At 73.1% G+C, this 26,758-nt stretch carries 23 protein-coding genes and 1 pseudogene; 20 read left to right on the top strand and 4 right to left on the bottom strand.

From position 1 onward, the window contains the following. The first annotated feature begins 309 nt into the window (after positions 1 to 309). From kdpF to AB0B02_RS01945, 7 genes are all read left to right on the top strand, one after another. A complete protein-coding gene (gene kdpF, locus AB0B02_RS01975) occupies positions 310 to 399 on the top strand; it encodes a K(+)-transporting ATPase subunit F (protein WP_036343797.1) in 90 nt (29 codons plus the stop codon). Continuing rightward, positions 399 to 2,054, top strand: a complete 1,656-nt coding sequence (gene kdpA, locus AB0B02_RS01970; protein WP_357294092.1) for a potassium-transporting ATPase subunit KdpA — start codon at positions 399 to 401, stop codon at positions 2,052 to 2,054. Before kdpF ends, kdpA begins: the two co-directional genes overlap by 1 nt. Positions 2,055 to 2,074: 20 nt before the next feature. Next, positions 2,075 to 4,264 carry a potassium-transporting ATPase subunit KdpB gene (gene kdpB, locus AB0B02_RS01965; protein WP_281943276.1) on the top strand — a complete coding sequence of 730 codons (2,190 nt, stop codon included), beginning with the start codon at positions 2,075 to 2,077 and terminating at the stop codon, positions 4,262 to 4,264. Continuing rightward, positions 4,264 to 5,145: a potassium-transporting ATPase subunit C gene (locus tag AB0B02_RS01960; protein ID WP_357294046.1), complete on the top strand. Its 882-nt coding sequence runs from the start codon at positions 4,264 to 4,266 to the stop codon at positions 5,143 to 5,145. The genes kdpB and AB0B02_RS01960 overlap by 1 nt, the downstream gene beginning before the upstream one ends. Positions 5,146 to 5,225: 80 nt before the next feature. Further along, positions 5,226 to 7,772, top strand: a complete 2,547-nt coding sequence (locus AB0B02_RS01955; RefSeq protein WP_281943272.1) for a DUF4118 domain-containing protein — start codon at positions 5,226 to 5,228, stop codon at positions 7,770 to 7,772. Continuing rightward, a complete protein-coding gene (locus AB0B02_RS01950) occupies positions 7,769 to 8,449 on the top strand; it encodes a response regulator (RefSeq protein WP_281943271.1) in 681 nt (226 codons plus the stop codon). The genes AB0B02_RS01955 and AB0B02_RS01950 overlap by 4 nt, the downstream gene beginning before the upstream one ends. 58 nt (positions 8,450 to 8,507) lie before the next feature. Continuing rightward, on the top strand, positions 8,508 to 9,626 hold the full coding sequence (locus AB0B02_RS01945) for a magnesium and cobalt transport protein CorA (RefSeq protein WP_357294017.1): 1,119 nt from the start codon (positions 8,508 to 8,510) through the stop codon (positions 9,624 to 9,626). On the opposite strand, the gene AB0B02_RS01940 is transcribed toward AB0B02_RS01945, so the two are convergent. After that, the gene (locus AB0B02_RS01940; RefSeq protein WP_357294012.1) at positions 9,604 to 10,785 is read right to left on the bottom strand and encodes an MFS transporter; all 1,182 of its coding nucleotides are present in this window, start codon (positions 10,783 to 10,785) and stop codon (positions 9,604 to 9,606) included. The genes AB0B02_RS01945 and AB0B02_RS01940 overlap by 23 nt on opposite strands. A 174-nt stretch (positions 10,786 to 10,959) precedes the next feature. Here AB0B02_RS01940 and AB0B02_RS01935 point away from each other — a divergent pair, with 174 nt between their 5' ends. From AB0B02_RS01935 to AB0B02_RS01920, 4 genes are all read left to right on the top strand, one after another. After that, positions 10,960 to 11,880, top strand: coding sequence for an ion transporter (locus AB0B02_RS01935; protein WP_281943266.1), 921 nt, complete (start codon positions 10,960 to 10,962; stop codon positions 11,878 to 11,880). Between the two features lie 76 nt (positions 11,881 to 11,956). Then, positions 11,957 to 12,574 (top strand): ABC transporter ATP-binding protein, encoded by a 618-nt coding sequence (locus AB0B02_RS01930; RefSeq protein ID WP_357295791.1) that lies wholly within the window; start codon positions 11,957 to 11,959, stop codon positions 12,572 to 12,574. Beyond that, positions 12,571 to 13,983, top strand: coding sequence for a DUF6297 family protein (locus tag AB0B02_RS01925; RefSeq protein WP_357294000.1), 1,413 nt, complete (start codon positions 12,571 to 12,573; stop codon positions 13,981 to 13,983). The genes AB0B02_RS01930 and AB0B02_RS01925 overlap by 4 nt, the downstream gene beginning before the upstream one ends. 114 nt (positions 13,984 to 14,097) lie before the next feature. Next, entirely contained in the window at positions 14,098 to 14,367 is a 270-nt protein-coding gene (locus AB0B02_RS01920; protein ID WP_281943262.1) for a GlsB/YeaQ/YmgE family stress response membrane protein, read from the top strand. A 59-nt stretch (positions 14,368 to 14,426) separates the two neighbouring features. On the opposite strand, the gene AB0B02_RS01915 is transcribed toward AB0B02_RS01920, so the two are convergent. Further along, positions 14,427 to 16,001: a mucoidy inhibitor MuiA family protein gene (locus AB0B02_RS01915; protein WP_357293990.1), complete on the bottom strand. Its 1,575-nt coding sequence runs from the start codon at positions 15,999 to 16,001 to the stop codon at positions 14,427 to 14,429. A gap of 156 nt (positions 16,002 to 16,157) precedes the next feature. Between AB0B02_RS01915 and AB0B02_RS01910 the strand changes: the two genes are divergently transcribed. The 9 genes from AB0B02_RS01910 to AB0B02_RS01870 all read left to right on the top strand — a co-directional run bounded on the left by AB0B02_RS01910 (position 16,158) and on the right by AB0B02_RS01870 (position 25,786). Beyond that, positions 16,158 to 16,955, top strand: a complete 798-nt coding sequence (locus tag AB0B02_RS01910; protein ID WP_357293985.1) for a hypothetical protein — start codon at positions 16,158 to 16,160, stop codon at positions 16,953 to 16,955. A 26-nt stretch (positions 16,956 to 16,981) separates the two neighbouring features. After that, entirely contained in the window at positions 16,982 to 17,416 is a 435-nt protein-coding gene (locus tag AB0B02_RS01905) for a DUF4913 domain-containing protein (protein WP_281943257.1), read from the top strand. A 148-nt stretch (positions 17,417 to 17,564) separates the two neighbouring features. Further along, the gene (locus tag AB0B02_RS01900; protein WP_357293977.1) at positions 17,565 to 18,956 is read left to right on the top strand and encodes a glycoside hydrolase family 6 protein; all 1,392 of its coding nucleotides are present in this window, start codon (positions 17,565 to 17,567) and stop codon (positions 18,954 to 18,956) included. Positions 18,957 to 19,298: 342 nt separating this feature from the next. Beyond that, positions 19,299 to 19,832, top strand: a complete 534-nt coding sequence (locus AB0B02_RS01895) for a SigE family RNA polymerase sigma factor (RefSeq protein ID WP_281943254.1) — start codon at positions 19,299 to 19,301, stop codon at positions 19,830 to 19,832. Then, a complete protein-coding gene (locus tag AB0B02_RS01890; protein ID WP_357293961.1) occupies positions 19,819 to 21,060 on the top strand; it encodes a hypothetical protein in 1,242 nt (413 codons plus the stop codon). Before AB0B02_RS01895 ends, AB0B02_RS01890 begins: the two co-directional genes overlap by 14 nt. Before the next feature lie 508 nt (positions 21,061 to 21,568). Beyond that, positions 21,569 to 21,865: a helix-turn-helix domain-containing protein gene (locus AB0B02_RS01885; protein WP_107154856.1), complete on the top strand. Its 297-nt coding sequence runs from the start codon at positions 21,569 to 21,571 to the stop codon at positions 21,863 to 21,865. Between the two features lie 233 nt (positions 21,866 to 22,098). After that, complete coding sequence (locus AB0B02_RS01880) at positions 22,099 to 22,596, top strand: alpha/beta hydrolase (RefSeq protein WP_357293950.1); 498 nt, start codon at positions 22,099 to 22,101, stop codon at positions 22,594 to 22,596. Positions 22,597 to 22,845: 249 nt separating this feature from the next. Next, the gene (locus AB0B02_RS01875; protein WP_357293938.1) at positions 22,846 to 24,549 is read left to right on the top strand and encodes a tetratricopeptide repeat protein; all 1,704 of its coding nucleotides are present in this window, start codon (positions 22,846 to 22,848) and stop codon (positions 24,547 to 24,549) included. Positions 24,550 to 24,832: 283 nt separating this feature from the next. Continuing rightward, positions 24,833 to 25,786, top strand: coding sequence for an acyl-CoA desaturase (locus AB0B02_RS01870; protein WP_357293931.1), 954 nt, complete (start codon positions 24,833 to 24,835; stop codon positions 25,784 to 25,786). Positions 25,787 to 25,864: 78 nt separating this feature from the next. On the opposite strand, the gene AB0B02_RS01865 is transcribed toward AB0B02_RS01870, so the two are convergent. Together AB0B02_RS01865 and AB0B02_RS01860 are read right to left on the bottom strand one after the other, a co-directional pair. Beyond that, positions 25,865 to 26,047 carry an ANTAR domain-containing protein gene (locus AB0B02_RS01865; protein WP_357293920.1) on the bottom strand — a complete coding sequence of 61 codons (183 nt, stop codon included), beginning with the start codon at positions 26,045 to 26,047 and terminating at the stop codon, positions 25,865 to 25,867. A gap of 100 nt (positions 26,048 to 26,147) precedes the next feature. Continuing rightward, positions 26,148 to 26,408, bottom strand: a pseudogene (locus AB0B02_RS01860) (GAF domain-containing protein); the annotation flags it as partial. Between the last annotated feature and the right edge of the window lie 350 nt (positions 26,409 to 26,758).

Here is a 26,758-nt window from a genome sequence, read left to right as displayed (position 1 = left end):
GTGGTGGGCTCGGCCCTGGTGGCGGCGGCGGTCTTCGCGCCGGGGGAGCTGACCGGCTCCGGCGACGGCTGGTCCCACGCCGGGGCGGCGTGAAAGGCGCGTCAAGAAACCACCGCCCGGCGTGATGGTCGCGTTATGGCCCCTGTCCGCCCGCGTGAACTGGCGTTTTGATTGCCCGGCGCGACCGGGAGGCGGTCGCGAGGACATTTTCCGCTAGGAGAGGTCAGCCGTGTCTGACGTGCTGTTCGTGTTGCTGACGGTGGGGCTGTTCGCGGCTCTCGCCCTCGTGGTGAGGGGTGTGGAGAAGCTGTGAGCGCCGTCAACGCCGTCGGCCTGGTGCTGGCGATCGGGCTGGGTGTGTTCCTGGTCGTCGCCCTGCTGTTCCCGGAGCGTTTCTGATGAGCATGACCACAGCCGGAGTGCTGTTCGTGCTGTCGCTGGTGGTGGCGCTGGTCGCCGTGCACCGGCCGTTCGGTGACTACATGTTCCGGGCGGTCTCCGGCACCCGGTCGTCCCGCGTCGAGCGGGGCGTCTACCGCCTGGTCGGGGTGAACCCGGCCGCCGAGCAGACCTGGGGCGTCTACGTCCGCAGCGTGCTCGCGTTCTCGGCCGTCTCCCTGCTGTTCCTCTACACGTTCCAGCGTCTGCAGAACCACCTGTGGCTCTCGCTGGGCTTCGACCCGGTGGTGCCGCACGGCGCGTGGAACACCGCCGTGTCGTTCGTGACCAACACGAACTGGCAGTGGTACTCGGGTGAGTCGACCATGGGCCACCTGGTGCAGATGGCCGGCCTGGCGGTGCAGAACTTCGTCTCCGCCGCGGTCGGCATCGCCGTCGCGGTGGCGCTGGTCCGGGGCTTCGCCCGTAGCCGCACCGGCGAGCTGGGCAACTTCTGGGTCGACCTGGTCCGCGTCACGCTGCGGATCCTGCTGCCGATCGCGGTGCTCGGCGCCCTCGCGCTGATGCTCGGCGGGGTGGTGCAGAACCTGTCCGGCGGCACCGACGTGACCACGTTGACCGGCGGCGGCCAGACGATCACCGGTGGACCGGTGGCCGGGCAGGAGGTCATCAAGGAACTCGGCACCAACGGCGGCGGCTTCTACAACGCCAACAGCGCCCACCCGTTCGAGAACCCGACCGCGTGGACGAACTGGCTGGAGATCTTCCTGATCCTGGTGATCCCGTTCAGCCTGCCCCGGGTCTTCGGCCGGATGGTCGGGCAGAACCGGCAGGGCCACGCGATCGCCGCCGTGATGGCGATCCTCGCGCTGGCCAGCATCACCCTGACCAACGTCTTCGAGCTTGCCGGCCACGGCACGGTGCCGCAGGCGGTCGGCGCGGCGATGGAGGGCAAGGAGGTGCGGTTCGACGTGTCGAACTCGGCCACCTTCGCCGCGGCCACCACGCTCACCTCGACCGGCGCGGTCAACTCGTTCCACGACTCGTACACCGCGCTGGGCGGGATGATGACGCTCGGCAACATGATGCTCGGCGAGGTCGCACCGGGCGGCGTCGGCGCCGGCCTGTACGGGCTGCTGGTCCTCGCGGTGCTCACGGTCTTCGTCGCCGGCCTGATGGTCGGCCGCACGCCGGAGTACCTGGGCAAGAAGATCGGGGCCCGCGAGATCAAGTTCGCCTCGATGTACTTCCTGATCACGCCGGCGCTGGTGCTCACCGGCACCGCCGCCGCGTTCGCCACCGGCAACGCCTCGACCGCGCTCAACACCGGGCCGCACGGGCTCTCCGAGGTGCTCTACGCGTTCACCTCGGCGAGCAACAACAACGGCTCGGCGTTCGCCGGCATCACCGTGAACACGCCCTGGTGGAACACCGCGCTCGGGCTGTGCATGCTGCTCGGCCGGTTCCTGCCGATCATCTTCGTGCTCGCGCTGGCCGGCTCGCTGGCCCGCCAGCAGCCCACCCCCGCGTCCGAGGGCACCCTGCCGACCCACAAGCCGCTCTTCGTCGGCATGGTCGTCGGCGTCACGGTGGTGCTCGTCGCGCTCACCTTCCTGCCCGCGCTCGCGCTCGGCCCACTGGCCGAAGGGCTGTGACCACCATGAGAGACAAGGACATGACAGCACCTCTCGACACCGCCGACGCGCCAGCCACCGGCGCCCCGGCCCACGCCGACCCGGCCACCTCGGGCGGCCGGGTCGGCGGCGGACTGCTCGATCCGCGCCAGCTGCTCGCGTCGCTGCCGGACGCGCTGCGCAAGCTCGACCCGCGCACGCTGTGGCGCAACCCGGTGATGCTGATCGTCGAGATCGGCGCGCTCTTCACCACCGCGCTCGCGGTGGCCGACCCGTCGGTCTTCGCCTGGGCGATCACCGTCTGGCTGTGGCTGACCGTGATCTTCGCCAATCTGGCCGAGGCGGTCGCCGAGGGACGCGGCAAGGCCCAGGCCGCGACGCTGCGGCGGGCCAAGCAGGACACCGTCGCCACCCGCCTGCTCGGCTGGGCGCCGGGCGCGGCGGCCAACGCCTACCGCGACGAGGCGGTGCCCGCGCCGCAACTGCGGCAGGGTGACGTCGTGCTGGTCGAGGCCGGCCAGATCATCCCCGCCGACGGCGACGTGGTCGAGGGCATCGCCAGCGTCGACGAGTCGGCCATCACCGGCGAGTCCGCGCCGGTGATCCGGGAGTCCGGTGGCGACCGCAGTGCGGTCACCGGCGGCACCCGGGTGCTCTCCGACCGGATCGTCGTGAAGGTCACGCAGAAGCCGGGCGAGAGCTTCATCGACCGGATGATCGCGCTGGTCGAGGGCGCCAACCGGCAGAAGACGCCGAACGAGATCGCGCTGAACATCCTGCTGGCCGCGCTGACGATCATCTTCCTGCTCGCGGTGGTCACGCTCCAGCCGCTGGCGATCTTCGCCAAGGGTTGGCAGGCCGCCGCGCCGGACACGCAGGCGATCACCGACTCCGGCGTCACCGGCATCGTGCTGGTCTCGCTGCTGGTCTGCCTCATCCCGACCACCATCGGCGCGCTGCTCTCCGCGATCGGCATCGCCGGCATGGACCGCCTGGTCCAGCGCAACGTGCTGGCCATGAGCGGCCGGGCGGTCGAGGCGGCCGGCGACGTCAACACGCTGCTGCTGGACAAGACCGGCACGATCACCCTGGGCAACCGGCAGGCGGCCGAGTTCCTGCCGGTGGCCGGCGTGGACGCGGCCACCGTCGCGGACGCGGCCCAGCTCTCCAGCCTGGCCGACGAGACGCCCGAGGGGCGTTCGGTGGTGGTGCTGGCCAAGAACGAGTTCGGGCTGCGCGAGCGCGAGCCCGGCCTCATCCCGCACGCCACGTTCGTGCCGTTCACCGCGCAGACCCGGATGAGCGGCGTCGACCTGGACGCCGAGGGCGGGGTCCGGCAGATCCGCAAGGGCGCCGCCGCCGCGGTGATGAAGTGGGTACGCGAACACGGCGGCCACCCGACCGACCAGGTCGGCGAGCTGGTGGACGCGATCAGCGGCACCGGCGGCACCCCGCTCGTGGTCGCCGAGCGCGTGGCGGGCGAGCCGGCCCGGGCGCTGGGCGTCATCCACCTCAAGGACGTGGTGAAGGCCGGCATGCGGGAGCGCTTCGACGAGATGCGCCGGATGGGCATCCGGACCGTGATGATCACGGGGGACAACCCGCGTACCGCGAAGGCAATCGCCGACGAGGCCGGCGTGGACGACTTCCTCGCCGAGGCCACGCCGGAGGACAAGCTCGCCCTGATCCGCAAGGAGCAGGAGGGCGGCCGACTGGTCGCGATGACCGGCGACGGCACCAACGACGCGCCCGCGCTGGCCCAGGCGGACGTGGGCGTGGCCATGAACACCGGCACGTCGGCCGCGAAGGAGGCCGGCAACATGGTCGACCTCGACTCCGACCCGACCAAGCTGATCGAGATCGTGGAGATCGGCAAGCAGTTGCTGATCACTCGGGGCGCGTTGACGACGTTCAGCATCGCCAACGACATCGCGAAGTACTTCGCGATCATCCCGGCCATGTTCGCCGGCATCTACCCCTCGCTGGACCGGCTCAACATCATGCGGCTGGCCAGTCCCGAGTCGGCGATCCTCTCCGCGGTCGTCTTCAACGCGATCGTCATCGTCGCGCTCATCCCGCTGGCCCTGCGCGGCGTGCGCTACCGCCCGGCCAGCGCCTCGAAGCTGCTCAGCCGCAACCTGTGGCTCTACGGCCTCGGCGGCATCGTGGTGCCGTTCGTCGGCATCAAGCTCATCGACCTGCTCGTCCAGTTCATTCCGGGGATCTCGTGATGCGCCTTCCCATTTGGCTCTCCCAACATCTGGCCGCCCTGCGTGCCGTGCTCGTCCTCACCGTGCTGCTCGGGCTGGCGTACCCGCTCGCCCTGGTCGCGGTGGGCCGGATCCCCGGCATGGACGGCCGGGCGGACGGTTCGCTCGTCACCGTCGGCGGGAAGACCGTCGGTAGCTCGCTGATCGGCCAGTCCTTCACCGACGCGGACGGCAACCCGGTCCCGCGCTACTTCCAGTCCCGGCCGTCCGCCGCCGGCGCCGGCTACGACCCGACCGCCACCGCGGCCGGCAACCTCGGCCCGGAGAGCGTGGTGGACACGCTCGCCGTCGACCCCGCCGAGTCCACCCCGAGCCTGCTCACCCAGGTCTGCGCGCGTAGCAGGGCGGTCGGTGAGCTGGACGGCGTGGACGGGCGGCGCCCGTACTGCACGCCGGACGGGGTGGGCGCGGTGCTGGCCGTGTTCCGCGCCGACGGCCTCACCGGTCCGGTCACCCGTGTGGTCAGCGTCAACCAGGCCGTGCCGGCGACACCGTTCGTCACCACCTGGGCGGGTGTGCCGGTCGAGGCGGCCCGACCCGGGCTTGACTACGTGGCCGAGGGCGGCGTGATCACCCCGGTCCGGGGCGACGCGCCGGCGCAGCCGGCCGTACCCGCCGACGCGGTCACCGCCAGCGGCAGCGGCCTCGACCCGCACATCTCCCCGGCGTACGCGGAGATCCAGGTGGCCCGCGTGGCGCGGGAGCGCGGCGCGGACCCGGCGGCGGTCCGCCGGCTGGTCGAGGCGCACACCACCGGCCGGGTGCTCGGCTTCATGGGTGAGCCCGCGGTGAACGTGCTGACCCTCAACCTCGCGTTGGACGAGACGTTCCCGGCGCGCTGAGCCGGCGACGTGAGAGGGGGCCCCGTCTCTACCGGAGGCGTTGAGCGGGGGCCCCTCCCTAATCCTGGGAGGATGGGGCGGTGGGCAGAGGCGAGCTGCGGATCTACCTGGGCGCGGCGCCGGGGGTCGGCAAGACGTACGCCATGCTCGAAGAGGCCCGGCGCCGGGCCGAGCGCGGCACCGACGTGGTGGTCGGGCTGGTCGAGACGCACGGCCGCCCGCACACCGCCGCCATGCTCGGCGACCTGGAGGTGGTGCCGCGCCGGTCGGTGAGCCACCGGGGCGTCGACCTCACCGAGATGGACCTCGACGCGGTGCTGGCCCGCCGGCCCGAGGTGGTGGTGGTCGACGAACTGGCCCACACCAACGTCCCCGGCTCCCGGCACGACAAGCGCTGGCAGGACGTGCAGGAGCTGCTCGACGCCGGGGTCAGCGTGCTCTCCACGGTCAACGTCCAGCACCTGGAGTCGCTCAACGACGTGGTCGCCCGGATCACCGGCATCACCCAGCGGGAGACCGTGCCGGACCAGGTGGTACGCGCCGCCGAACAGGTCGAGCTGGTGGACATGACACCGGAGGCGCTGCGTCGCCGGATGGCGCACGGCAACATCTACCGGCCGGACCGGATCGACGCCGCGCTCGGCAACTACTTCCGGCTCGGCAACCTGACCGCGCTGCGCGAGCTGGCGCTGCTCTGGCTGGCCGACAAGGTCGACGAGCAGCTCGACGCGTACCGGGCCCAGCAGGGCATCTCGGACACCTGGGAGGCGCGGGAACGGGTGGTGGTCGCGCTCACCGGCGGCCCGGAGGGCGAGACGTTGATCCGCCGGGCGGCCCGGATCGCCGCCCGCGGCAAGGGGGCCGACCTGCTCGCCGTGCACGTGGCCCGCAGCGACGGCCTGGCCGGCGCGGACCCGGCCCAACTGGCCCGGCAGCGGGTGCTGGCGGAGAGCCTCGGCGGCACGTACCACCAGGTCCTCGGCACCGACATCCCGGCCGCGCTGCTCGACTTCGCCCGGGGCGTCAACGCCACCCAGCTCGTGCTCGGGGCCAGCCGGCGGGGGCGGTTCGCGCAGATCTTCGCCCGGGGCGTCGGCGTGACCACCACCGCGCTCTCCGGCCCGATCGACGTGCACCTGGTCACCCATCCCCAGGCCGGGCGCGGACGCCGCGGCGCGGCGGTGCCGGCCGCGTTGTCCCGCCGCCGGCGGCTGCTCGGGTACGCGCTGGCCGTGCTCGGCATGCCGCTGCTCACGCTGCTACTGGAAGCCCTGCCCGACCTCACCCTGACCAACGACATCCTGCTCTTCCTCGCCGGCGTGGTCGGCGTGGCGCTGGTCGGCGGGCTGTGGCCGGCGCTGGTCGCCGCGCTCGGCGGCTCGCTGCTGCTCAACTGGTTCTTCACCCCGCCGTTCCACACGCTGACCATCGCCGAGGCGGACAATCTGCTCGCGCTCGGCGTGTTCGTCGGCGTGGCGGTGGCGGTGAGCGGGGTGGTCGACGTGGCGGCCCGGCGTACCCGGGAGGCGGCGCGGGCGTCCGCCGACGCGCAGACGCTGGCCACCGTCGCCGGCAGCGTGCTGCGTGGCGCGCGCCCGCTGCCGGCGCTGCTGGACCGGCTCCGGGAGACGTTCGGGTTGCGCGCGGTCAGCGTGCTCGAACTCGCCGCCGAGGCGGAGGGGCGGCCGGCCCGGTCCCGCGACGAGGCCGCCTGGCGGGTGGTGGCCAGCGTCGGCGAGGCGCCGCCGGGCAGTCCGGACGCGGGCGAGACGGTGGTGCCGGTGGACGACCGACTCAGCGTGGTGCTCGCCGGCCGGCGGCTGGCGGCGGCCGACCGCCGGGTGGTCGAGGCGTTCGCCGCCCAGGCCGCCGTCGCGCTGCGCCAGGAGCGGCTCGCCGAGGAGGCGGCCACCGCCCGCCCGCTGGCCGCCGCCGACCGGATGCGCACCGCGCTGCTCGCCGCCGTCAGCCACGACCTGCGGACGCCGTTGGCGTCGGCCAAGGCCGCGGTGAGCAGCCTGCGCAGCCACGACGTCGAGTTCGACGCCGACGACTCCGAGGAGCTGCTGGCCACCGCCGACGAGTCGCTGGACCGGTTGGGCCGGCTGGTGGCGAACCTGCTCGACATGAGCCGCTTGCAGGCCGGCGCGCTCGGCGTCGCCGCGACCGCGATCGGGCTGGAGGACGCCGTACCCCGGGCGTTGGACGAGCTGGGCCCGGCGGCGGCCGAGGTGACCACGGACATCCCGCCGGACCTGCCGGCGGCGCTGGCCGATCCCGGCCTGCTGGAACGGGTGCTGGTCAACATCGTCGCCAACGCCCTGCGGCACAGCCCGCCCGGCCGGCCGCCGACGATCACCGGCAGCGCGCACGCCGGCCAGGTCGAGGTGCGGGTGATCGACACCGGCCCGGGCATCCCGGAGGACCGGTGGGAGCACGTGTTCCTGCCGTTCCAGCGCCTCGGTGACCGGGACAACCGGACCGGGGTGGGGCTGGGCCTGGCACTGTCCCGGGGGCTCGCCGAGGCGATGGGTGGCAGCATCACCCCGGAGACCACGCCCGGCGGCGGTCTCACCATGGTGCTGCGGCTGCCCGCCGCCACCGAGTCGGAAGGGCCGCGGGAATGACGCGCATCCTGGTCGTCGACGACGAACCGCAGATCGTCCGCGCGCTGCGGATCAACCTGCGGGCCCGCGGCTACGACGTCGACGTGGCCGGCAGCGGCGCCGCCGCGTTGAAGGCCGCCGCCGGCCACCCGCCGGACCTGGTGGTGCTCGACCTCGGCCTGCCCGACCTGGACGGCACCGAGGTCATCCGGGGGCTGCGCGGCTGGACCGCCGTGCCGATCATCGTGCTGTCCGGCCGGGCCGGCAGCGAGGACAAGGTCGCCGCGCTGGACGCCGGCGCCGACGACTACGTCACCAAGCCGTTCGGGGTGGACGAGCTGCTCGCCCGGATCCGCGCGGTGACCCGACGGCTGGCACCCGCCACCCCCGGCGTTCCCGCGCTGCGCATCGGCCGGACCACCGTCGACCTGGCCGACCGCACCGTCACCCGGGACGACGGCACCGAGATCAAACTGACCCCCACCCAGTGGGCGGTGCTGGAGAAGCTGCTGCGCAACCCCGGCAAGCTGGTCAGCCAGCGGCAGCTCCTGCACGACGTGTGGGGGCCGGAGTACCAGCAGGAGACCACCTACCTCCGGCAGTACCTGGCCCAGCTCCGCCGCAAGCTGGAGGACGACCCGGCCCGGCCACGGCACCTGATCACCGAGCCCGGCATGGGCTACCGCTACCGGCCCTGACGTTTGCGCCGGCCCGCACGGGGGACTCGGCGAGCCGGTCGGGCAGCGGGGGAGGGGCATGGCGGACAACCGGTTCGTGACGCCGCCGCCGGAGGGGTTCGGCCGCCGCCTGGACGAGCACGCCGTCGACACCGGCGCGGCCGAGCCGGAACGGCCCGAAGGGCTGGTCGACAGCGGCGTCTACGTCGACGGTGTCCGGCGTGCGTCGCCGGTCGGTCTCGCCGACACGTTCCGCTGCCTGCAACAGCTCGCTGGCGGCATGGCCTGGATCGGGCTGCGCCGGCCGAGCCGGGAGCAGATCGCCTCGCTGGCCGCCGAGTTCCAGCTCCCCGAGTTGGCCGTGGAGGACGCGATCAACGCGCACCAGCGACCGAAGCTGGAGCGGTACGGCGACACCCTGTTCGTGGTGCTGCGCGCCGCCCGGTACCTGGACGCGCGGGAGGCGGTCGAGTTCGCCGAGCTGCACCTCTTCCTCGGCCCCGGCTTCGTGATCACCGTCCGGCACGGCGGCACGCCCGACCTGGCGGCCGTCCGGCGGCGGCTGGAGGCGGACCCGACCGTCCTCGCGCTCGGTCCCGAGGCGGTCCTCTACGCCGTGCTCGACCGCGTGGTCGACGGCTACGCCCCGGTGGTCGCCGGCCTGGAGAACGACATCGACGAGATCGAGACCGAGGTGTTCGGCGGCGACCCGAACGCCAGCCGCCGCATCTACCAGCTCAGCCGCGAGGTGATCCAGTTCCAGCGGGCGGCGCGACCGCTGCTCAAGGTCGTCGAGGCGCTCTCCGGCGGCTTCGACCGCTACGGCACGGACGAGGAGCTACGCCGGCTGCTGCGCGACGTGGCCGACCACCTGACCCAGGTGGTGGAGCGGGTGGACGGGTTCCGGCACCTGCTCCAGAACATCCTCACCGTCAACGCGACGCTGGTCTCGCAGGCGCAGAACGAGGAGATGCGCAGCCTCACCGCGGCCAGCTTCGAGCAGAACGAGGAGGTCAAGCGCGTCTCCGCCTGGGCGGCGATCCTGTTCGCGCCCACCCTGATCGGCACCGTCTACGGCATGAACTTCACCCACATGCCGGAGCTGGGCTGGCGGTACGGCTACCTGTTCGCGGTCGCCCTGATGTTCGCCGTCTGCGCGGCGCTCTACCTGCTGTTCAAGCGCCGCGGCTGGCTGTGAGCCCGTCCACCCGGGCGGGGCGCGCGACCGTCCACAGCACCGCGGCGCCGAGCAGCGCGGCGGCGGGCGCGACCACCAGCCCGTACCGGACGCCGGCCGATACGCCGGCGAGCGCCGAGCCGGCCGCGCTGCCCACCACGAAGGCGGTGCTCACCCAGGCGAACGCCTCGGCCACCGTGCCCGGCTCGGCGAGCCGCTCGGCGGTGAGGAAGACGGCGGTCAGCACCGGCGGCAGCGCCAGCCCGCTGACCGCGAGCAGGCCGGCCATCGGCACCGGGCCGGGCGCCAGCAGCAGCGGCAGGAAACCGACGGTGAGCGCGGCGGCCAGCAGCGGCAGCCGGCCGGGCCCGCCCGGCCGGACCCGGGTCCAGCACAGGCCGCCGACCAGCGCGCCGGTCGCCTGCGCGGCCAGCAGCCAACCGCTGAGCCGCCGGTCGCCGGCCGCCTCGGCGTAGCCGGTCACCGCCACCGCGATGCTGCCGACCGCCGCGCCGACGCCGACCACGCCGAGCATCATCACCGCGAACCGGGGTACGCGCAGCGGCCCGGCCCAGTGCCGCACCGCGGCCACCCCGCGCCAGGACCGGGCGGCGGGACTCAGCGCGTACACCGCGGTGCCGGCGAGCTGCACCACGGCGGCGGCGAACAGCCCGGCGGACGGCCCACCGACGGTCACCGCGAGCAGCGTGACCAGCGGACCCACCACGAAGATCACTTCCTGGACGGCGATGTCGAGCGTGTACGCGGTGGGCACCGTGCCCGGTGGCAGCAGCGCCGGCCAGAGCGTACGCAGGCACGCCTCCAGCGGCGGGGTGCCGAGGCCGGCGACCGCCGCGCCGGTGACCGCGCCGGCCAGGTGCCCACCGGTGAGCGCCACCGCGCCGAAGCCGAGCCCGGAGACGACCGCCGCCGCCCAGAGCACCGGCGGCTGCCGCCAGCGGTCCACCGCCCGGGCCAGCAGCGGGGTACCCACCGCCATGCCGGCCGTGTACGCGGCGACCAGCAGGCCGGCGACTGCCAGGCTCAGCGACTGGCGGGCGAAGAGCAGCAGCGCCAGCGGGCCGCTGGCGGTGGGCAGCCGGCCGAGCTGGCTGCCCAGGAGGACGCGGGCGACCTGCGGGGCACGCAGCACCGCCCGGATGGAGACGTCGACGGACATGGGGCATCGCTCCCGGAGTGCGGATCGGGTGGAGGCGTCGGCGGCGTCGCGCGCCTCAGGGAGCGAAGTCGGCCCGGTCGGGGTCGTCGCCGTAGAGCGGGAGGGCCGGTGTGATCCACTGCGCGAAGGCGGTCGCCGGGATCATCCGCCGACGTTAACCCATAGGGTGTCGGAATGGTTGACCGGCGGACCGACGTGCCGGCCCAGCGGGGGGCGCGCCGTCCGGGCGGCGCGGAACGGGGACTGGCGGCCGGGTGCGCCCGGATCGTCGCGTCCCGGCCGTTCGAGGTCGCGATCGTCGTGCTCATCATGGCCAACGGCATGGTGCTGGGCATCGAGACGTACCCGCATCCGGATGCCACGGCGGCGGTGCTGCGCGGCATCGAGTGGGTGTTCCGGGTGGTCTTCGTCGTGGAGATCGCCGTCCGGGTGCTCGCGTACGGGCGCCGGCCGCAGGACTTCCTCCGGCACGGCTGGAACGTGTTCGACCTGCTGGTGACCGTCGCGATCTTCATCCCGTGGCTGCACGGCGACCCGGCCGTGCTGCGCTTCGTGCGGGTGGCCCGGGTGCTGCGGCTGGTTCGTTTCTCGCCCGGCCTGCGCACCATCGTCACGGCGCTGTGGCGCAGCCTGCCCGGCGTGGCGGCGTTCCTGGCGCTGGCCGGCGTCACGCTCTACGTCTACGGCATGGCCGGCTGGCTGATCTTCGGTGACCGCTATCCCGAGCAGTATGGCGACATCGGCCGCTCGCTTGTGACGCTCTTCGTGCTGCTCTCCCTGGAGACGCTGCCCGACCTGCTCGAACAGGGCCTGGAGGTGTCGCCGTGGACGCTGCTCTACTACGTCAGCTTCGTGATGATCGCGGTCAACCTGCTGCTGAACATCCTCATCGCCGTCATCGTCAACTCGATGGAGGAGGCCCGCCGGCTGGAGATGACCGAGGGGCTGGCGCCGGACTACGACTCCGACGGCGACGGGGTGCCGGACGAGGTGGACCGGATCGCCATCAGCCAGCGCCTGGACGACCTGCGTACGGTCGTCGCCGAGCTGGAGCGGGAACTGCGGATCGACCGGGAGGACGCGCACCGACGCTGAGGCGCGCCGGACCGGCTGCGCCGCTGCGCCACGGGGGGACGGCTGCGCCGCTGTGCCACAGTGTGGAGTCGTGGACATGCTCACGGTACGCGGCCTGACCCGGCGGTTCGGACAGTTGACCGTGCTGGAGGACGTGTCCTTCGGCCTGGCCGCCGGCCGGCTCGCCGTGGTGGTCGGGCCGAACGGCAGCGGGAAGACCACGCTGCTGCGGTGCGTGGTGGGCGCGGACCGCCCCGACGCGGGCGAGGTGCTGCTGGACGGCCGGCGCTGCTACGAGACCGATGCCCGGACGCGCGCCCTGCTGGCCGCCGCGCTGGACGACATCGACTTCTTTCCGGACCTGTCCGTCGTGGAGCACCTCGAACTCGTCGCGTACGCCCATGGGGGCTCCGGTGCGACGGTGACCGAGGTGATCGCCGAGCTGGGGCTGGAGCGCGCCCGCGACCAGTTGCCCTCGACGCTGTCCAGCGGGCAGCGGCGGCGGCTGGCGTTGGCCTCGTGTTTCGTCCGCCCCCGCCGCCTGCTCGTGCTGGACGAGCCGGAGCAGCGCCTCGACGCCCGCGGCCGGGCGTGGCTGGCCGACCGGCTGCTGCGCGAGAAGCGGGCGGGCACGGCCGTGTTGATGGCGACGCACGACGCCGAGCTGGCGGCGGCGACGGCGGACGACCGGCTCGAGATCGGCGGCGGTGCGTGAGCACGGAACTCGGCGTCCGGCCGGGCAGCCCGCCCGACGCGCGTCAGCTCCGGGGCCGGCTGCGGCGGACCCGGCGACGCCACCGGGCGGTGTCGCTCGGTGACGTGCTCACCGACGCCTACGTCCTCGTGCTCTTCGCCGGCATGTACGGCTGGGCGCTGGTGAGCGAGGTACGCGACTACCTCGGGTCACCGTCGGGCCGGCAGGGTGATCCGGGGGACCGGTACTGGCTCGGGGTCGCCGCCGCCCTGGCCGTCGCCGGGCTCGCCTGGCGGGGCCTGCGGGCGGTGGGCCCGCTGGTGGTGTCGCCGGCCGCGCAGTCCTGGGTGGTCAGCTCGCCGGTCGACCGGCGGGGCTGGCTGTTGCCCCGCTTCGTCATGCTGCTGGGCGCGGCGGTCGCCGGTGGTGGCCTGGTCGGTCTGGCCGCGGCGGTGGCGACCGGCGCCGGCGGCGCGACCGACCTCGCCGGCTCGGCCGTGGCCGGGGCCGCCTGCGGCACGCTCGCCGTGGCGTCGGCGGTCGTCGCCCAGGGCGGTCCGCGCCGGGCCGGGTGGGCTCGGTTCCTCGACCGAGGGTTGTTCGGCGCCGCCGCCGTGGTGGCGGCGGCGCTGGTCGCGGGTCACCTGACCGGGTTCTCCGTGCCGCCGCCGTCGACGTCCCTCGGCTGGGCGCTCGGGTTCGCGGCGGCGCCCCCGGTCGTGGTGGCCGTCCTCCGGGCGTACCGGGCGCTGCCGTCGGTGGACCGGGCGTCCCTGGTCAGCGGCGCCCAGGTGGCGGACGCGGCGGCCGGCGCCGCGCTGCTGCTCGACCCGTCGTTCCTCACCGGTCTGGTGGAGAGCCGCCGCTGGCGGTCGATCGGCGTGGTGTCGAGTCGCCGGTTCCGCCCGCTCGGCCGGTTCGGCGTGCTGGTGCAGGCCGAGCTGTGGCGTCCGGTCCGCCACCCCAGCGCGCTCGTGGTCTGGGTGGGCCTGCTGCTCACCCTGTACGCGGTCGCGGTGGCGCTGCCGACGCTGGCCGGCCCGGCGCAGGTGGTCCTCGGGTTCCTGGCGGTCGGCCGGTTGACCGGTGGCCTGCGTGCCGTCGGGCGTTCCGCCGGCCTGCGCCGCTCGCTGGGCGGCGGGGACACCGTGCTCAACCTGGCGCACCTGGTGGTGCCGGCGGTGTCCGTGCTGATCTGGTACGCGGTCTCTCTGCCGATGGTGCGCGCCGGCGTCGGCGTGCTCGACGGGGTGCTGGTGCTCGGCACCGTGGCCGCTGCCTACCGGGCCGCCACCCGGCCGCCGATGAAGTACGGCGGCGTCGCCGTGGACACCCCCGTTGGAATGATCCCGGTCGATCTCGTTCGGCAGGTGGTCCGGGGACCGGACGTGGTCGGCGCGTTGGTCGTGGCGCAGCTTCTCTGGCCCTGACCTGGGCGGGCCCGCCATGACAGTTGTGTGAAAAAACGCGACTCGCGTTTCGGCGGCGGGTCGGGCGGGGCACCGAACGAGACGTCAGCCCATCGGAAGAACAGGACGGCTCCCGTGGAAGTCACCGGTTTCCTCACCGCGATCATCATCGGCCTCATCATCGGCGCGCTGGGCCGCCTGGTGGTGCCGGGCAAGCAGAACATCCCGATCTGGCTCACCCTGCTCATCGGTGTGGTCGCCGCGATCCTGGGCACCCTCGTGGCCGGCCTGTTCGGCGTGGCCGACACGCCCGGCATCGACTGGATCGAACTGCTGCTCCAGGTGCTCTTCGCCGCGGCCGGCGTGTACATCGCCGCCGGGGCGTACGGACGCCGCCGCCACTGACGTGAAAGGCGGGGCCCCTTGTTAACGCATTCTGCATAACAAGGGGCCCCGCCTAACAGCTACTCCCGCCAGCCGGTCAACTCGACACCCTTGGCGAGCTCCACCCGGAAGCCCAGCGTGATCTCCCCGCGGTCGCCCGGTGCCAGCGACAACCGCCAGGTCAGCTCCCCCAGCTCGGTACGCTCCGCCGGCTGCGGCGCCACCGACGTCTCGCGTACCACCACCGTCTCGTCGCGGGAGACCGGCAGTTGGTCGCGTACCTCGACCGTCGCCGGTCGCGGCGTGTGGTTGGCGACGGTGATCCGGTACTCCACCTCCCGCCGCCGGGTCGACCCGAGCGTCGCCTTCGTCTCGGTGCGCCGGTGCAGCTTCCGCTCCACCCGCAGCCGGTCGTCCACCCCGAGCGCCAGTTCGGTCTCCTCGCCCGGCGCCCACGTCGGCAGCCGGGTCGCCGCGACGAAGTCGGCGCCGTGGAACACCGCCGCCGGGCCGGGGAGCAGCGTGTGCGCCGACGTGTTGCGTACCGTCGCCCGCAGGTGGGCCTCGGCGGCGCGGACCGGCACGGTCACGTGGTCCAGCCGGGCCGGCAGCTCCAGCACCGCGATGGTGGCCCGGTGCGCGCTGCCGTCGGCCGGCACCGCCAGCGGCCGGGCCGGCCGGTAGGTGGCCGCGCTGACCCCCTGCTCGACCTCCGCGACGCTCTCCCGCAGGCGCGGCTTGGGCGCCGCGGACCGGGCCGGACCGCCGCCGACCGGCGCCGCGCCGGGAGCCGGCGGCGCCGGCATGTCCGCCGACATCGCGCGCGGTGTCGCCGGCCGGAACCGGTCGAGATACCAGGGCGAAAGCTCGGGTACGCCGGCAGACGCCGCCGGCCGGGCGGTGGAGAGCCGCACCTCGCACTCCGGCCAGTCCTCCCCGGTGCTCTGGCTGACCAGCCCGAACCAGGTGACGGTCATGGTGTCGTCGAGCAGCCGCAGATCGTAGGAGGGCGTCCAGCGCGCGCCGTCCACCAGGTAGCTCAGTTCCAGCTCGACCTCGGCGTCGTCGGCCGTCACCGCGACGGTCACCTCGGCGGCCAGCCGGTCCGGTGCCCGCTTGTCCTGCGCGGCGGTCAGGTCGCGCTCGACCGCGGCCAGCTCCTCGGCCAGCTCGGTCCGACGCCGGTTCAGTCCGCGACGTCGGGCCCGGGACTCGGCGAGCTGACCGGCGAGCGAGTCGGTGAAGGCCGCCACGTCGGCCGGCACGGCGTCGCCGGCGGCCAGCGCCCGGGCGTACGTGCCGCCGGCGCGCTCGGCCAGCCGGGTGAGGAACTGCTCGCGCTGCTCCTCGATGCCGTCCGCGTCCTCGGTCCCGGCCAGCTCCTCGGCCAGGTCGCGGCGTCGCTGCTCCAGACCGGCCACCTGCGCGTCGGTGCTGCGGGCCTGCCGCCACGTGGTCACGTCGACGCCGAGCACGGTGGCCGCGCCCAAGCCGCCGACCCGAACCGAGTCGCGTCGCAGGCCGAGCGGGAGTGGCGCGACGCGTACCCGATGGTCGCCGGCGGGCAGCCGGATGCTGCCGCGGCGGGTGACCCGGGCCCGGTCCGGATAGACGGTGACGCCGACGACGGGTGCCTCGATCTCTGCGGTGTCCACGGCGGCGAGGGTAGTTCAGCGGCGCCCGCGCCGCTCGGGCCCGGTTTTCCGGCGGCGTCGGTGAACCGGAGCCGGGATCGCCGCGTCATGGGGTGCGTCGATCGTCCGGCACCGGGCAAGGCGGGCCGGACCCGAGCGGATGAGAGGAACGGTGCGATGGGGAAGAAGGACAAGCAGCACAGCGAGAGCATCAAGATGAGCCGGCTGAAGTACGAGCAGCGGCGGCGGGAGGTGAGCGGGGGCCGGGCACCGTCGGACCCGTCCAGTTCCGACTCGGAGACGTCACGCATCCGCGACACCGCCGCGCAGAACGTCGGCGGGGTCCAGTTCCAGCAGCAGGACGACGGCCAGTCGGCCCGGTGGGGGGCGAGCCAGTCCGGGCCGAGCACGATCACCTACGACCCCACCTACCCCTACTACCCGCAGTCGGGCACGCCCGGGTACACCGCGCAGGCGACGCTCGACCACGAGCTGCACCACGAGGACGCGAACAACGTCTACCAGCACCCGGTCGACCGCGACCTCTACGGGGCCAACTTCCACCTGCCCGGCACCGACGCCGAGGCGCCGGAGCTCCGCGACTCCTACTCCCGGCAGGCGGACACCATCTCCGCCAACTGGGACGAGGTGCGCTCGGCGTCCACCCGTGACGCGAGCATCCAGAACAATCCCGGCTGGCCGGAGTACGTCGAAAGGCGGGTGGACTACGTCCACTCGTCGCCGAACCAGCACAACGAGAGCGTGGCCGCCGAGATGATCGGCACGCTGAACAGCGCAGGTCTCCAGGGGCCGGTCAACAACCAGGTCCGGGCGATCTACAACGAGGCGTCCGCCCGGCGCGTGACCGGCGGCGAGGTGGCCCGGATCGGTCCGGTCGATTCGGCCACCTCCACCCGGACGTCGGCCTTCACCAACACCGAGGCGAAGTCGAAGGGACCGGCACCGACCAAGTAGCCGCCGTCGAATCGGAAAGGGACCACATGACCGAAGCAGTCGTCGACGTCGACCGCGCGCCGGAGCTGCCCCCGCCGCCTCCGCCCCCGCCGACCCGCCGGTCGCCGTTCATCGTGCACCTGGACGGCGACGAGTACGACGCCGCGCTGGCCGGGCTGGCCGTCTGGGTGGAGCACCTGCTGCTGCCGATCTACGGGCGGGAGGTCACCTCGCGGGCGCCGTGGTGCCCGCGCTGGTGGGAACACGCCGAGGCGGTCGCCCTCCTGCACGGTCTCTGGTTGGCCTGGCAGGAGCTGACCGGGGTGGGGGGCGGGCTGTCCGGCCCGGCGTCCTGGCACCGCGACCATCTCAATCCGGTGATGTCGTCGTTGCGGGATCCGGCGGGTCCGTTCGCCGGGTGCAAGACCGGGGTCCACCGCGACAAGGAGAGTCCGGAGGTGGAGGACTACTTCGCCGGGTGAGGCAGCCGGCCGATGGGCGGGTCCGCGAACGTCGCGGATCCGCCCATTGACGTGTTTCCCGTCTTGGCAGCGGTGCCACACTCCGCTACCTTCATGGGAACGCTCCCATGAACTTAGATACATCTATGTGATCAGGAGGAAACACGTCGTGGCTATCCTCTCCCCGCTGCGCCGCAGATCCGCGGCCCTCGGCGTGGCGGCCGTCGCGGCCGTCACGGCCGCCGGCGTCAGCCTCACCATCGGCGACGCGTCCGCCGGCACGGTGTCCGGCTCGCTCTACCGGGACCCGAGTTCGGCGGTCGTCCGCTGGGTCGCCGCCAACCCCGGCGACTCACGGGCCGCCGTCATCCGCGACAAGATCGCGAGTCAGCCGCAGGCCCGCTGGTTCGCCAACTTCAACCCGTCGACCATCCAGTCCGAGGTCTCCGGGTTCGTCGGCGCCGCCAACGCGGCACAGCAGATCCCGGTGCTCTCGGTCTACGAGATCACCAACCGGGACTGCGGCGGGGCCAGCGCGGGCGGCGCGCCCGACCTCAACCAGTACCAGACGTGGGTGTCCAACTTCGCCCGTGGGCTGGGTAACCAGACCGTCCTGATCATCCTGGAGACCGACTCGCTGGCGCTCCAGACGTGCCTGAGCAGCGGCGAGCTCAACGCCCGCAACCAGGCGATCTCGACCGCCACCCGGACCATCAAGTCGGCCAACCCCAACGCCAAGGTGTACCTCGACGGCGGCCACTCCACCTGGAACAGCGCGAACGAGACCGCCAACCGGCTCCGGAACGCCGGCGTGCAGTACGCCGACGGCTTCTTCACCAACGTGTCGAACTTCAACCCCACCTCGAGCGAGGCGAACTTCGGCCGGGGCGTCATCTCCGCCCTCAACGGCATGGGCATCTCCGGCAAGCGCCAGGTCATCGACACCAGCCGCAACGGCGGCGCCAGCGGGGACTGGTGCGGCGACGACAACACCGACCGGCGCATCGGGACGTACCCGACCACCGCCACCAACGACGCCAACATCGACGCGTACCTCTGGGTGAAGCCGCCGGGTGAGGCGGACGGCTGCCGCTACACGGCCGGTTCGTTCCAGCCCGACCTGGCCTTCAGCCTGGCCAACGGCGCCCCGAACCCGCCCACCACCGCGCCGCCGACGACCGCGCCGCCGACCACCGCGCCGCCCACCACGGCCCCGCCGACCACCGCGCCCCCGACCACCGCGCCGCCGACCACGCCGCCCCCGAACGGCAACGGCTGCTCCGCGTCGGTGTCGCTCAACCAGTGGGCCGGCGGCTTCACCGCCAGCGTGACGGTCACCGCCGGCTCGGCGGACCTCAACGGCTGGACCGTGACCATCACGCTGCCCGGCGGCGCCGCGACCACCGGCGTCTGGAGCGCCCAGGCCAGCGGCACCAGCGGCACCATCCGGTTCACCAACGTGAGCTACAACGGGCACGTCGGCGCCGGGCAGTCGACCAACTTCGGCTTCCAGGGCACCGGCACCGGCCCCGGTGCGACGGCCACCTGCGCGGCCGCCTGACCCGCGCGACGCCGGGGCCCGGTGCGGAGGACGACTCTCCGCACCGGGCCCCGGCGAGGTCCACGGCACCTGTCGCCGCACCGCGCCGGTGGTGCCGGGCCCGACGCGTCGCGCCCCACGACCGTCGCCCACCGGTTTCAGCCATTGCACCATCGCTGCGGGAGAGCAGCAGCCCGGGCTACGGGCGCGCGCACGCCCAGGACATGGTGGCCCGCCTGCTCGTCGGGTGCCGCGCCGACCGCTGACACGTGCTCCCGGGCATCCGCACAACTACTTCTCCGAACCGTGCAACGTCCCGGGTGGGTGGCTCCGTTCTACCTCCGTCACGAGGAGGCAGTCGACGTGAGAGCCGAAGACGAGCAAGCGTTCCGCGAGTTCGTGACGTCGCAGATGGCGGCGCTGCGCAAGCTGGCGTACATGACCTGCGGGGACTGGCACGCGGCGGAGGACGCCGTGGCCAACGCGCTGGTCAAGCTCTACCCCCGCTGGCGGAAGCTGGACCGGCCCGATCTCTACGTCAAGACCATGGTCTACCGGGCCGCGGTCGACGAGACCCGCCGCCCCTGGCGGCGCGAGCGGTCGGCCGGCGACGCCGTGCCGGACGTCGCGCTGCGGGATCCGGCCGGCGCGACCGACGAGCGGATGCGCCTGCGCGCGGCGCTCGACGCCGTGCCGGCCCGGCAGCGGGCCGCGGTCGTGCTCCGACACTACCTGGACCTGAGCCTGGAGGACACGGCCGGCGTCCTCGGCTGCACCGTGGGCACGGCCAAGAGTCAGGTCTCCCGTGGCCTGGCGAAGCTGCGCGAGTCACTCGGCGGCGAACGCATCGAACTCACCGGGAAGCCGATGGAGGAGTGGACCAATGCAGTTGCATGATCTGGTGGACGCCGTGACGGGCGACGAGCCGCCGATGCGCCGCACCGCCGACGACATCGTCGTGGCCGGGCGGCGGGCCGAGCGGCGGCGCCGGGCCGGGGTCGCGTCGGCCGGCGCGGCCGGTCTCGTCGTGGTCGCCGTCGCCGGCGCGTTCACGCTGCCGACCCTGGGCGCCGAGCGGGACACCGCCGGCCCGCCGGCCCCGGCCGCCGCGGCGGCGTCCCGGCCGGCCGGGGCCGTCCGGCCCGCCGCCGCGCCGTTCACCTTCACGTTCCAGGGGTACGACGCCGGCACGCTGCACGTGCAGGACCCGATCGTCACGTCGACCGCGTACCAGATCGCCTCCGTCTACTCCGACCGCCACACCTCGAACGACAAGCCCATGACGGCGGCGGAGGCCGAGGCGCTGGGCGACGCCGTCGGGAACCGGAAGAAGGCCGCCGGAGGGAAACCGTCCCTGTGGGCGTACCTGACCGTCTACCGCCCGGGCGCCTTCGACCCCGACGGCATCAGGAACGGCAGGAAGGTCACCGTGGCCGGGCACCGGGCGGTGCAGGCGACGCTGCCGGTCGGCCTGGACCCGAAGAATCCGATCGACGCGGGCAACAAGCTGTTCGCCTGGGAGTACGCCGACAACTCGTGGGCGGCTGTCACGTCGATCTCCAGTGACCGGGCCACGCCGAGCTTCGCGGATCTGGGCGGTCTGGTCGACGGGCTGAAGCCCCGCCGGCCGACGCCGGCCCTGGTGCCGTTCACGGTGGGCTACGTGCCGGCCGGCTACCTGCCGTTGCAGACCGGCACGCACGCCATGCCCGGCCTCAGCGGCATCGCCACCGCCCGCGCCGGTGACTACGGCGGCGCGACGTACATCCGGCCGGCCGCGCCCACCTCGGGGCTGACCGCGCCGTACGACGCGGTCGAGGGCGGCATCAGGGACGGCTTCCACATCTTCGTCCTGCCGAGCACCAGCGCGAACCAGTCGCCGGAGCCCGGTACGACGAGGTGTCAGCAGGTGCCCAAACGGCGGGCGCGGGAAGCGGGCCTCGCGATCGGCGACTTCTGCAACGTCTGGAGCGCCGACGGCACCGTCGTCCTCCAGGTCACTGCCACCGGCCTCGGCGACACGTTGCCCTGGACCGAGTTGGAGAAGATCGCCAAGGGGATCACGGTTGCCGACGTCGGGGACGAGTCGACCTGGACCCCCGCCGCGACCGCGCTGCGGTCGTGACGGTCGACGCCAGAAAACCTGGGCTGACGAGACTAGACATCTTCCAGGGTATGGCATACTCTTCTTCAAGTCGAGAGAGAAGATCCGTCAAGACGTGGACGGGCCGTCCGGCCGTGAGGTCATGACGGACGGCGAAGTGCAGGTGGAGCCAGGGCTCTTTTCGGGGCTGCACCTGATGCTCGCCGCACGTGTCGGGGCCATGAAGTCGCGTGGGCTCCGACACCGGCGGGCCGTACGAGAGCACGTGTCGGAAGTAAGCAGAGGAAAGGGAGGGCCGTACACCAGTGGATCGCCCGCCCATGGCCGTCACGTCAGGCCGGGCGGACACCGCAGTTTCCATCGAACGAGAGGTGGTCTCCGGTCACGCATACGCGATCCTCGCGCCCGAAGCCGTCCACGACGGCCGGCGCGGACATGACAAGCCGACGTTCCTGTCGGCAGTAGGTGTTCTGACCCGTAACCCTGGGCCCCGGCGCACATGCGCCGGGGCCCTCGACGTGGAGGTGACATGGGGCAGCAGCCCGATGACATGTTCGGCGATGAGAACTACCCGGCCTACACCATCGGCCAGGCCGCCGAGATGCTCGGCGCCACGCAGGACTTCCTGCGCCGGCTGGACGAGGCAAAACTGATCAACCCGCACCGCTCCGGCGGTGGACACCGCCGCTACTCCCGCTACCAGCTGCGGCTGGCCGCCCGGGCCCGCGAGATGGTCGACCAGGGCACCGCCCTGGAGGCCGCCTGCCGCATCATCATCCTGGAGGACCAGCTCGAGGAAGCCCTTCGGCAGAACGGGAAGCGGTGACGGGACCGGCCGGCGGGTGGGGCGGGAGCGCGGTCAGGAGACCCGCAATCGGAAGGTCGTCCGGATCTGGTCGGTGGCAGCCGAGATCGGCGCCGGGCGTACCGACGCGGAGATCGCCGCGCGGCACCACCTCGGCCTGACTACGGTCAAGACCCACGTGTCGGCCACTTTCCCAGCGACATAGCAGCGTGTCACCCGGACCGCGCCACGGAGACCGCCGGCCTCTGCACTTCTTGGTCTCAAAGATCACGGTCGCGCCGTTCGGCGGTCCGTTCGCGATCCTTCAGGAGCCGCACAACGCCGTCCGGTGCGTCGACTGGCCGAAGCTGGGCAAGCTGCCCGAGCATCACGCGGCGGCGAAGAAGATCGCCGAACGCGGGGAACGGCTCGGCAGCCGGGCCGCCTACAGCGCGTTGAACTGTGCGCTGTGGCCCGTCGAGAACGAGGACCGTTTCACGCGGGAACTCACCGGCGCCGGCGCCCCGCCGATCCTGGTGGTCGGTGGCCGGCTGGACAACGTGTCCCCGTACCACTGGGCGGGGGCCATGGCGGATCGGCTGGAGAACGCCGTCCTCCTCACCCGCGAGGGCGTCGCCCACACCTCCTACCGCACCAGCGGCCCGTGCGTCGATGCCGCCATTGACGCCGCACTGATCGACGGAGTGCTACCCGCCGACGGCACCACCTGCGACGCCGTACCCCCGGCCACCACCCGCCCGCCTGCCCGGTAGGCGCCGAGCTGGCGGAACAGTTCGGACCGGAGTATGAGGACTCTTCATATCTTCATCGACGGGCGTTACGCTCTGGGCCAATCCTGAGATGGATCACATCGGAGGTTCCTATGAAGAAGATGACCATCCGTCGCACCACGGCACTCCGCCTGGTGTCCGGCGCACGTCGGCTGTGGATCGAGTGGTGCTGGTAGCTGACCGCCAGGCGGGCGCTCCCGGGCGCCCGCCTCTACGGCGGCGGGCACGGCGGTGACCGGCGGACCGGAGCGCTACGACTGCCACCGCGACCACGGGCCGTACGCCGGGGTCTCGGCCTTTCTCGGCCGGGTCGCCGCCGACCGACCCCGCCTGGCGGCCCGGCACACGGTCGAACTGCGCGCGATCGCCCCCCAGCTCGATCCGGCGGCCCGGCCGGCCGCCGAGGAGGAACCGATCCGGTTCCACCCCGCCCGCCGGACCGCCTGCCTGGCCTACGGCGCGGCGGAACTGGTGGAGGCCTGGGCCGCTACGCTCCGGCGACCCGTGACCATCCGGTTCGATCACGTCGCCAGCGCCGACGAGACGACCGCCGAACTGCTGGACGCGCTGGGCCGCCGACTCGGGTCGGCCCCGGTGCGCCTCGACCTACGCGATGGCGGAGCCCCCGACCCGGCGCCCGACGAGCGCACCCCGCAGGCGTTACGGCGGGCCCTGGGTGACGGCCTGGCCGGCGGCTTCTACCACCATGCGGCCCGGGTCGCCCGGCGCGGGCGGGCGGCGGTCACCCCGGACGGAGACCTGCGGCACTGGTGGGCATTCACCACCGGCCTGGCCACCGCACTGGCGGCCTTGGACCGGGCCACCGAGGCGCTCGACCTCTACGACGAGGCGCGGGCCGTCACCGACGATCCGAAGATCACCATGTCGGCGGCGTACGCCACCGCCATGCTGCACGCCCGGCACCTGCCGGCGGCCGACCAGGACCCGGAGCTGGCCCGACTCTGGCTGGAACGGGCGCTGCACCTCGCCGCCGGGCTGGCCGACCCCCGCCAGCGGCTGCTGTCGACCGTCTTCTACGAGCAGGGCCTGGCGCTGCTGGACAGCCGGGCCGGCCGGCCCGACCAGGCGCTGCTGCGCGTCGACGACGGGCTGGCCCGGCTGACGGCCGCACTCGGCCCCGGCGAACGTCCGCAGGACCTGGCCCGGCTGCGCCACAACCGGGCGCAGGTCCACCTCGCGCTGGGCGACCAGGCGCGGGCGCTGGCCGACCTGGACACCGTGATCGCCCACGACCCCGACAACTGCGAGTACTACGTGGACCGCGCTGCCCTGTACCGGGCGGCGGGCCGGAACCGGGCCGCGATCAAGGACTACGACGCCGCCATCCGACTGGGACCGCACCTGCCTGAGGCGTACTACAACCGGGCCATGCTCCAGCAGGAACGGGGCCGCCCCGGGCGAGCGTGCGCCGATCTGGAACGCGTGCTCGCCATCGACCCTGATCACCTTGACGCCCGGATCGCCCTGGTCAACCTGCATGTGGAGCGCGGCGCGCTCGACGCCGCCGAAGCGGGCGCGCGTGCCGGGCTGGCCGGCGCTCCGCAGGAGCCCGCACTGCTGTGCACCCTGGGCCTGGTCCGCGCCGAGCGGGGCGGAGCCGCCGAGGCCGACGAACTGCTGACCCGTGCCCTGGGCAAGGACCCCGAACTGGTGGAGGCGTGGACGAACCGGGCCGCCGTCCGGTTCGAGCGCGGCGACGTGGCCGCCGCGCTCGCCGACCTGGACCGGGCGGTGGCGCTGTCGGCGGCCCCCGTGCCGCGCTACAACCGGGGCACCGCCCTGGCCCGACTGGGCCGGTGGGACGAGGCGGCCCGCGACTTCGCCCAAGCGCTCGCCCAGCCCGGCCTGAACCGTGCCCTGCGCCGGGACCTGCGCGCGGAACTCGCCCGTTGCCGCCGGGCGCTCGCCGGCTGACCCTCCGGGAAGCCGGCGCTCATCGTGCGCCGGTCTCCTGTAACGATCACGGCAACGTCGAGACGGGCGGTGTTTCGCCCGGTTACTGAGGGGGCATCTCTGTATCGGGGTCACCGACTCCAACGTTGCGCCGGCAACGCGGTGCCTTCTACCGCAAAGCCGGCGGACGGCTGCCCAGACCTCGCGGCCTTCCCTTGTCAGTCCTCCAGTTCGGGATCGCACGACTGAACGCTCCGCAGCGGGCGTACGTGATCATCGGACCGGTGTCGGAAGGTATGTGGTGATGAGCGCAGAATTGTCCGCCGTCGGTGTGGGTACGACCCGTCCGGCGCCGAAGCCGCTGATCGAGGGCACTCAGTCGGCCGGCTCCCTGGTGATGTTGTGGGTGTTCCTGGTGCTGCCGGTCGCGGCGCTGATCGCGGCGGTGCCGCTGGCCTGGGGCCGGGGCCTGTCCGGGCTGGACGCCTCGATGGCCGTCGTGGGCTACGTGATCGCGATGGCCGGGGCGACGGTCGGGTTCCACCGGCACCTGACCCACGGATCGTTCAAGGCCCGCCGCGGCCTGCGCATCGCGCTGGCGGTGGCCGGCAGTCTCGCCGTGCAGGGAAGCCCCACCAAATGGGTGGCCGACCATCGCCGCCATCACGCGTTCACCGACCGGGAGGGCGATCCGCACTCGCCGTGGCGCTACGGCACCGGCGTGCCCGCGCTGGCCAAGGGATTGCTCCACTCCCACCTGGGATGGTTGCTGAACCGGGAGATCACCAACAAGGCCCGCTTCGCCCCTGACCTGCTCGCCGACCGCGACCTGCGGGTCGTGGACCGACTGTTCGGACCGTTGGTGGCCGCGTCGCTGCTGCTCCCAGCGGTGATCGGCGGTCTCGTCAGCGGCTCGTGGACCGGAGCGTTGACCGGGTTCTTCTGGGCCGGGCTGGTCCGCATGGCGGTGGTGCACCATGTCACGTGGTCGGTGAACTCGATCTGTCACGTCGTGGGCGAGCGGCCGTTCGCCAGCAAGGACAAGGCCACGAACTTCTGGCCGCTGGCGGTCCTGTCATTCGGGGAGAGCTGGCACAACTCCCACCACGCCGACCCCACCGGCGCCCGTCACGGCGTGCTGCGCGGTCAGCTCGATCCCGCCGCCCGGCTGATCTGGCTCTTCGAGAAGCTCGGCTGGGCACACGACGTCCGCTGGCCCGACGCGGCACGCCTCGCCGCCCGCCGCATCAACCCGTAACCGCCCGAGAAGCAGCAACGTCCGAGCGGTGTCAGAGCGCGGCTGCCCCGGGTGAGCCACCGGCCGGACAGGCGGTCGCTACGCGTCGAGGATGTGGGCGAGCATCGCGGGATCGCTGAGGATGCCGTGGGCAACCTCGGTCAGTTTGCGGTGGTGACGGCGGGCGTAGCCGCGGATGGCGGCGAACGCCTCGTCGACACCGAGGCCGGTCGCCTGCGCGACCGCGCCCTTGGCCTGCTCGATGACGATGCGGCTGTTCAATGCGCCCTGCAACTGTTCGGTCAGGAGTTCGCCCCGGCGGATCCAGGGCGCCGAGCCGGGCGGCGCCGACCTGCAGCGGGAACGCGAACACCGCGCGGAGTCCGTCGGCGTGGGCGGCGGGAGCGTAGAACGGCCAGCGACCGCCCTCCCCGGCCATCAGATCGGGAAGATCGGAGACCAACACCGGGCGGCGGCTGGTGAAGGCGTCCACGCAGGGTCCCTCGCCGAACATGGACTGCAACTCCTCAAGGCGTTCGCTGGCCGGGTCGGACGCGGCGGTCACCGCCCGGATCCCGTCGTCCGTCATCAGGCTGATCCCGACCCCGCACGCCGACAGTTCCCGCGCGGCGACGTCGCACACCCACCGCAGCAGGTCGTTCCTGCCGTCGGGCCCGAGGGCCCGCCGCAGGACGAGGTTCCTGAGGTACGAGACGCGGTCAGCCACGCGTCGTACCGATGGCGCGGTTGCGCGGGGTGCCGAGGTGCGGCGGTGACGGTCGGCAGGAACTCAGGACATCTGCATCGAGCACAGCGGCACCTTCCCGGTGCGGTGCCGCCGGAGGGCTGGGGCAGCAGAACTCGCGGAGTGTTTCCGTCAGCCTAGGCCCGAATCGACGCCGGCGCATGGAGCCCTCGGCCGCCCCGATCGTCGGGCGTTCGCGTATCGGGTCGGGCGGCAGTAGGATCGAGCTGCGGCCTCTTCGCGGTCGT

It is taken from the genome of Micromonospora sp. NPDC049240, assembly GCF_040647835.1.
In the GTDB taxonomy this organism is placed as follows: Bacteria; Actinomycetota; Actinomycetes; order Mycobacteriales; family Micromonosporaceae; genus Micromonospora.
This window is presented reverse-complemented; position numbering and strand designations above follow the sequence as displayed.

Bases quoted from the DNA above. Each gene is read 5' to 3' on its own strand.
- kdpA (WP_357294092.1), top strand. From the start codon at position 399: ATGAGCATGACCACAGCCGGAGTGCTGTTCGTGCTGTCGCTGGTGGTG.
- AB0B02_RS01910 (WP_357293985.1), top strand. From the start codon at position 16,158: ATGGGGAAGAAGGACAAGCAGCACAGCGAGAGCATCAAGATGAGCCGG.
- kdpB (WP_281943276.1), top strand. From the start codon at position 2,075: ATGACAGCACCTCTCGACACCGCCGACGCGCCAGCCACCGGCGCCCCG.
- AB0B02_RS01890 (WP_357293961.1), top strand. From the start codon at position 19,819: ATGCAGTTGCATGATCTGGTGGACGCCGTGACGGGCGACGAGCCGCCG.
- AB0B02_RS01905 (WP_281943257.1), top strand. From the start codon at position 16,982: ATGACCGAAGCAGTCGTCGACGTCGACCGCGCGCCGGAGCTGCCCCCG.
- AB0B02_RS01940 (WP_357294012.1), bottom strand. From the start codon at position 10,785: ATGTCCGTCGACGTCTCCATCCGGGCGGTGCTGCGTGCCCCGCAGGTC.
- AB0B02_RS01950 (WP_281943271.1), top strand. From the start codon at position 7,769: ATGACGCGCATCCTGGTCGTCGACGACGAACCGCAGATCGTCCGCGCG.
- AB0B02_RS01870 (WP_357293931.1), top strand. From the start codon at position 24,833: ATGAGCGCAGAATTGTCCGCCGTCGGTGTGGGTACGACCCGTCCGGCG.
- AB0B02_RS01930 (WP_357295791.1), top strand. From the start codon at position 11,957: ATGCTCACGGTACGCGGCCTGACCCGGCGGTTCGGACAGTTGACCGTG.
- AB0B02_RS01960 (WP_357294046.1), top strand. From the start codon at position 4,264: ATGCGCCTTCCCATTTGGCTCTCCCAACATCTGGCCGCCCTGCGTGCC.
- AB0B02_RS01935 (WP_281943266.1), top strand. From the start codon at position 10,960: ATGGTTGACCGGCGGACCGACGTGCCGGCCCAGCGGGGGGCGCGCCGT.
- AB0B02_RS01945 (WP_357294017.1), top strand. From the start codon at position 8,508: ATGGCGGACAACCGGTTCGTGACGCCGCCGCCGGAGGGGTTCGGCCGC.
- AB0B02_RS01885 (WP_107154856.1), top strand. From the start codon at position 21,569: ATGGGGCAGCAGCCCGATGACATGTTCGGCGATGAGAACTACCCGGCC.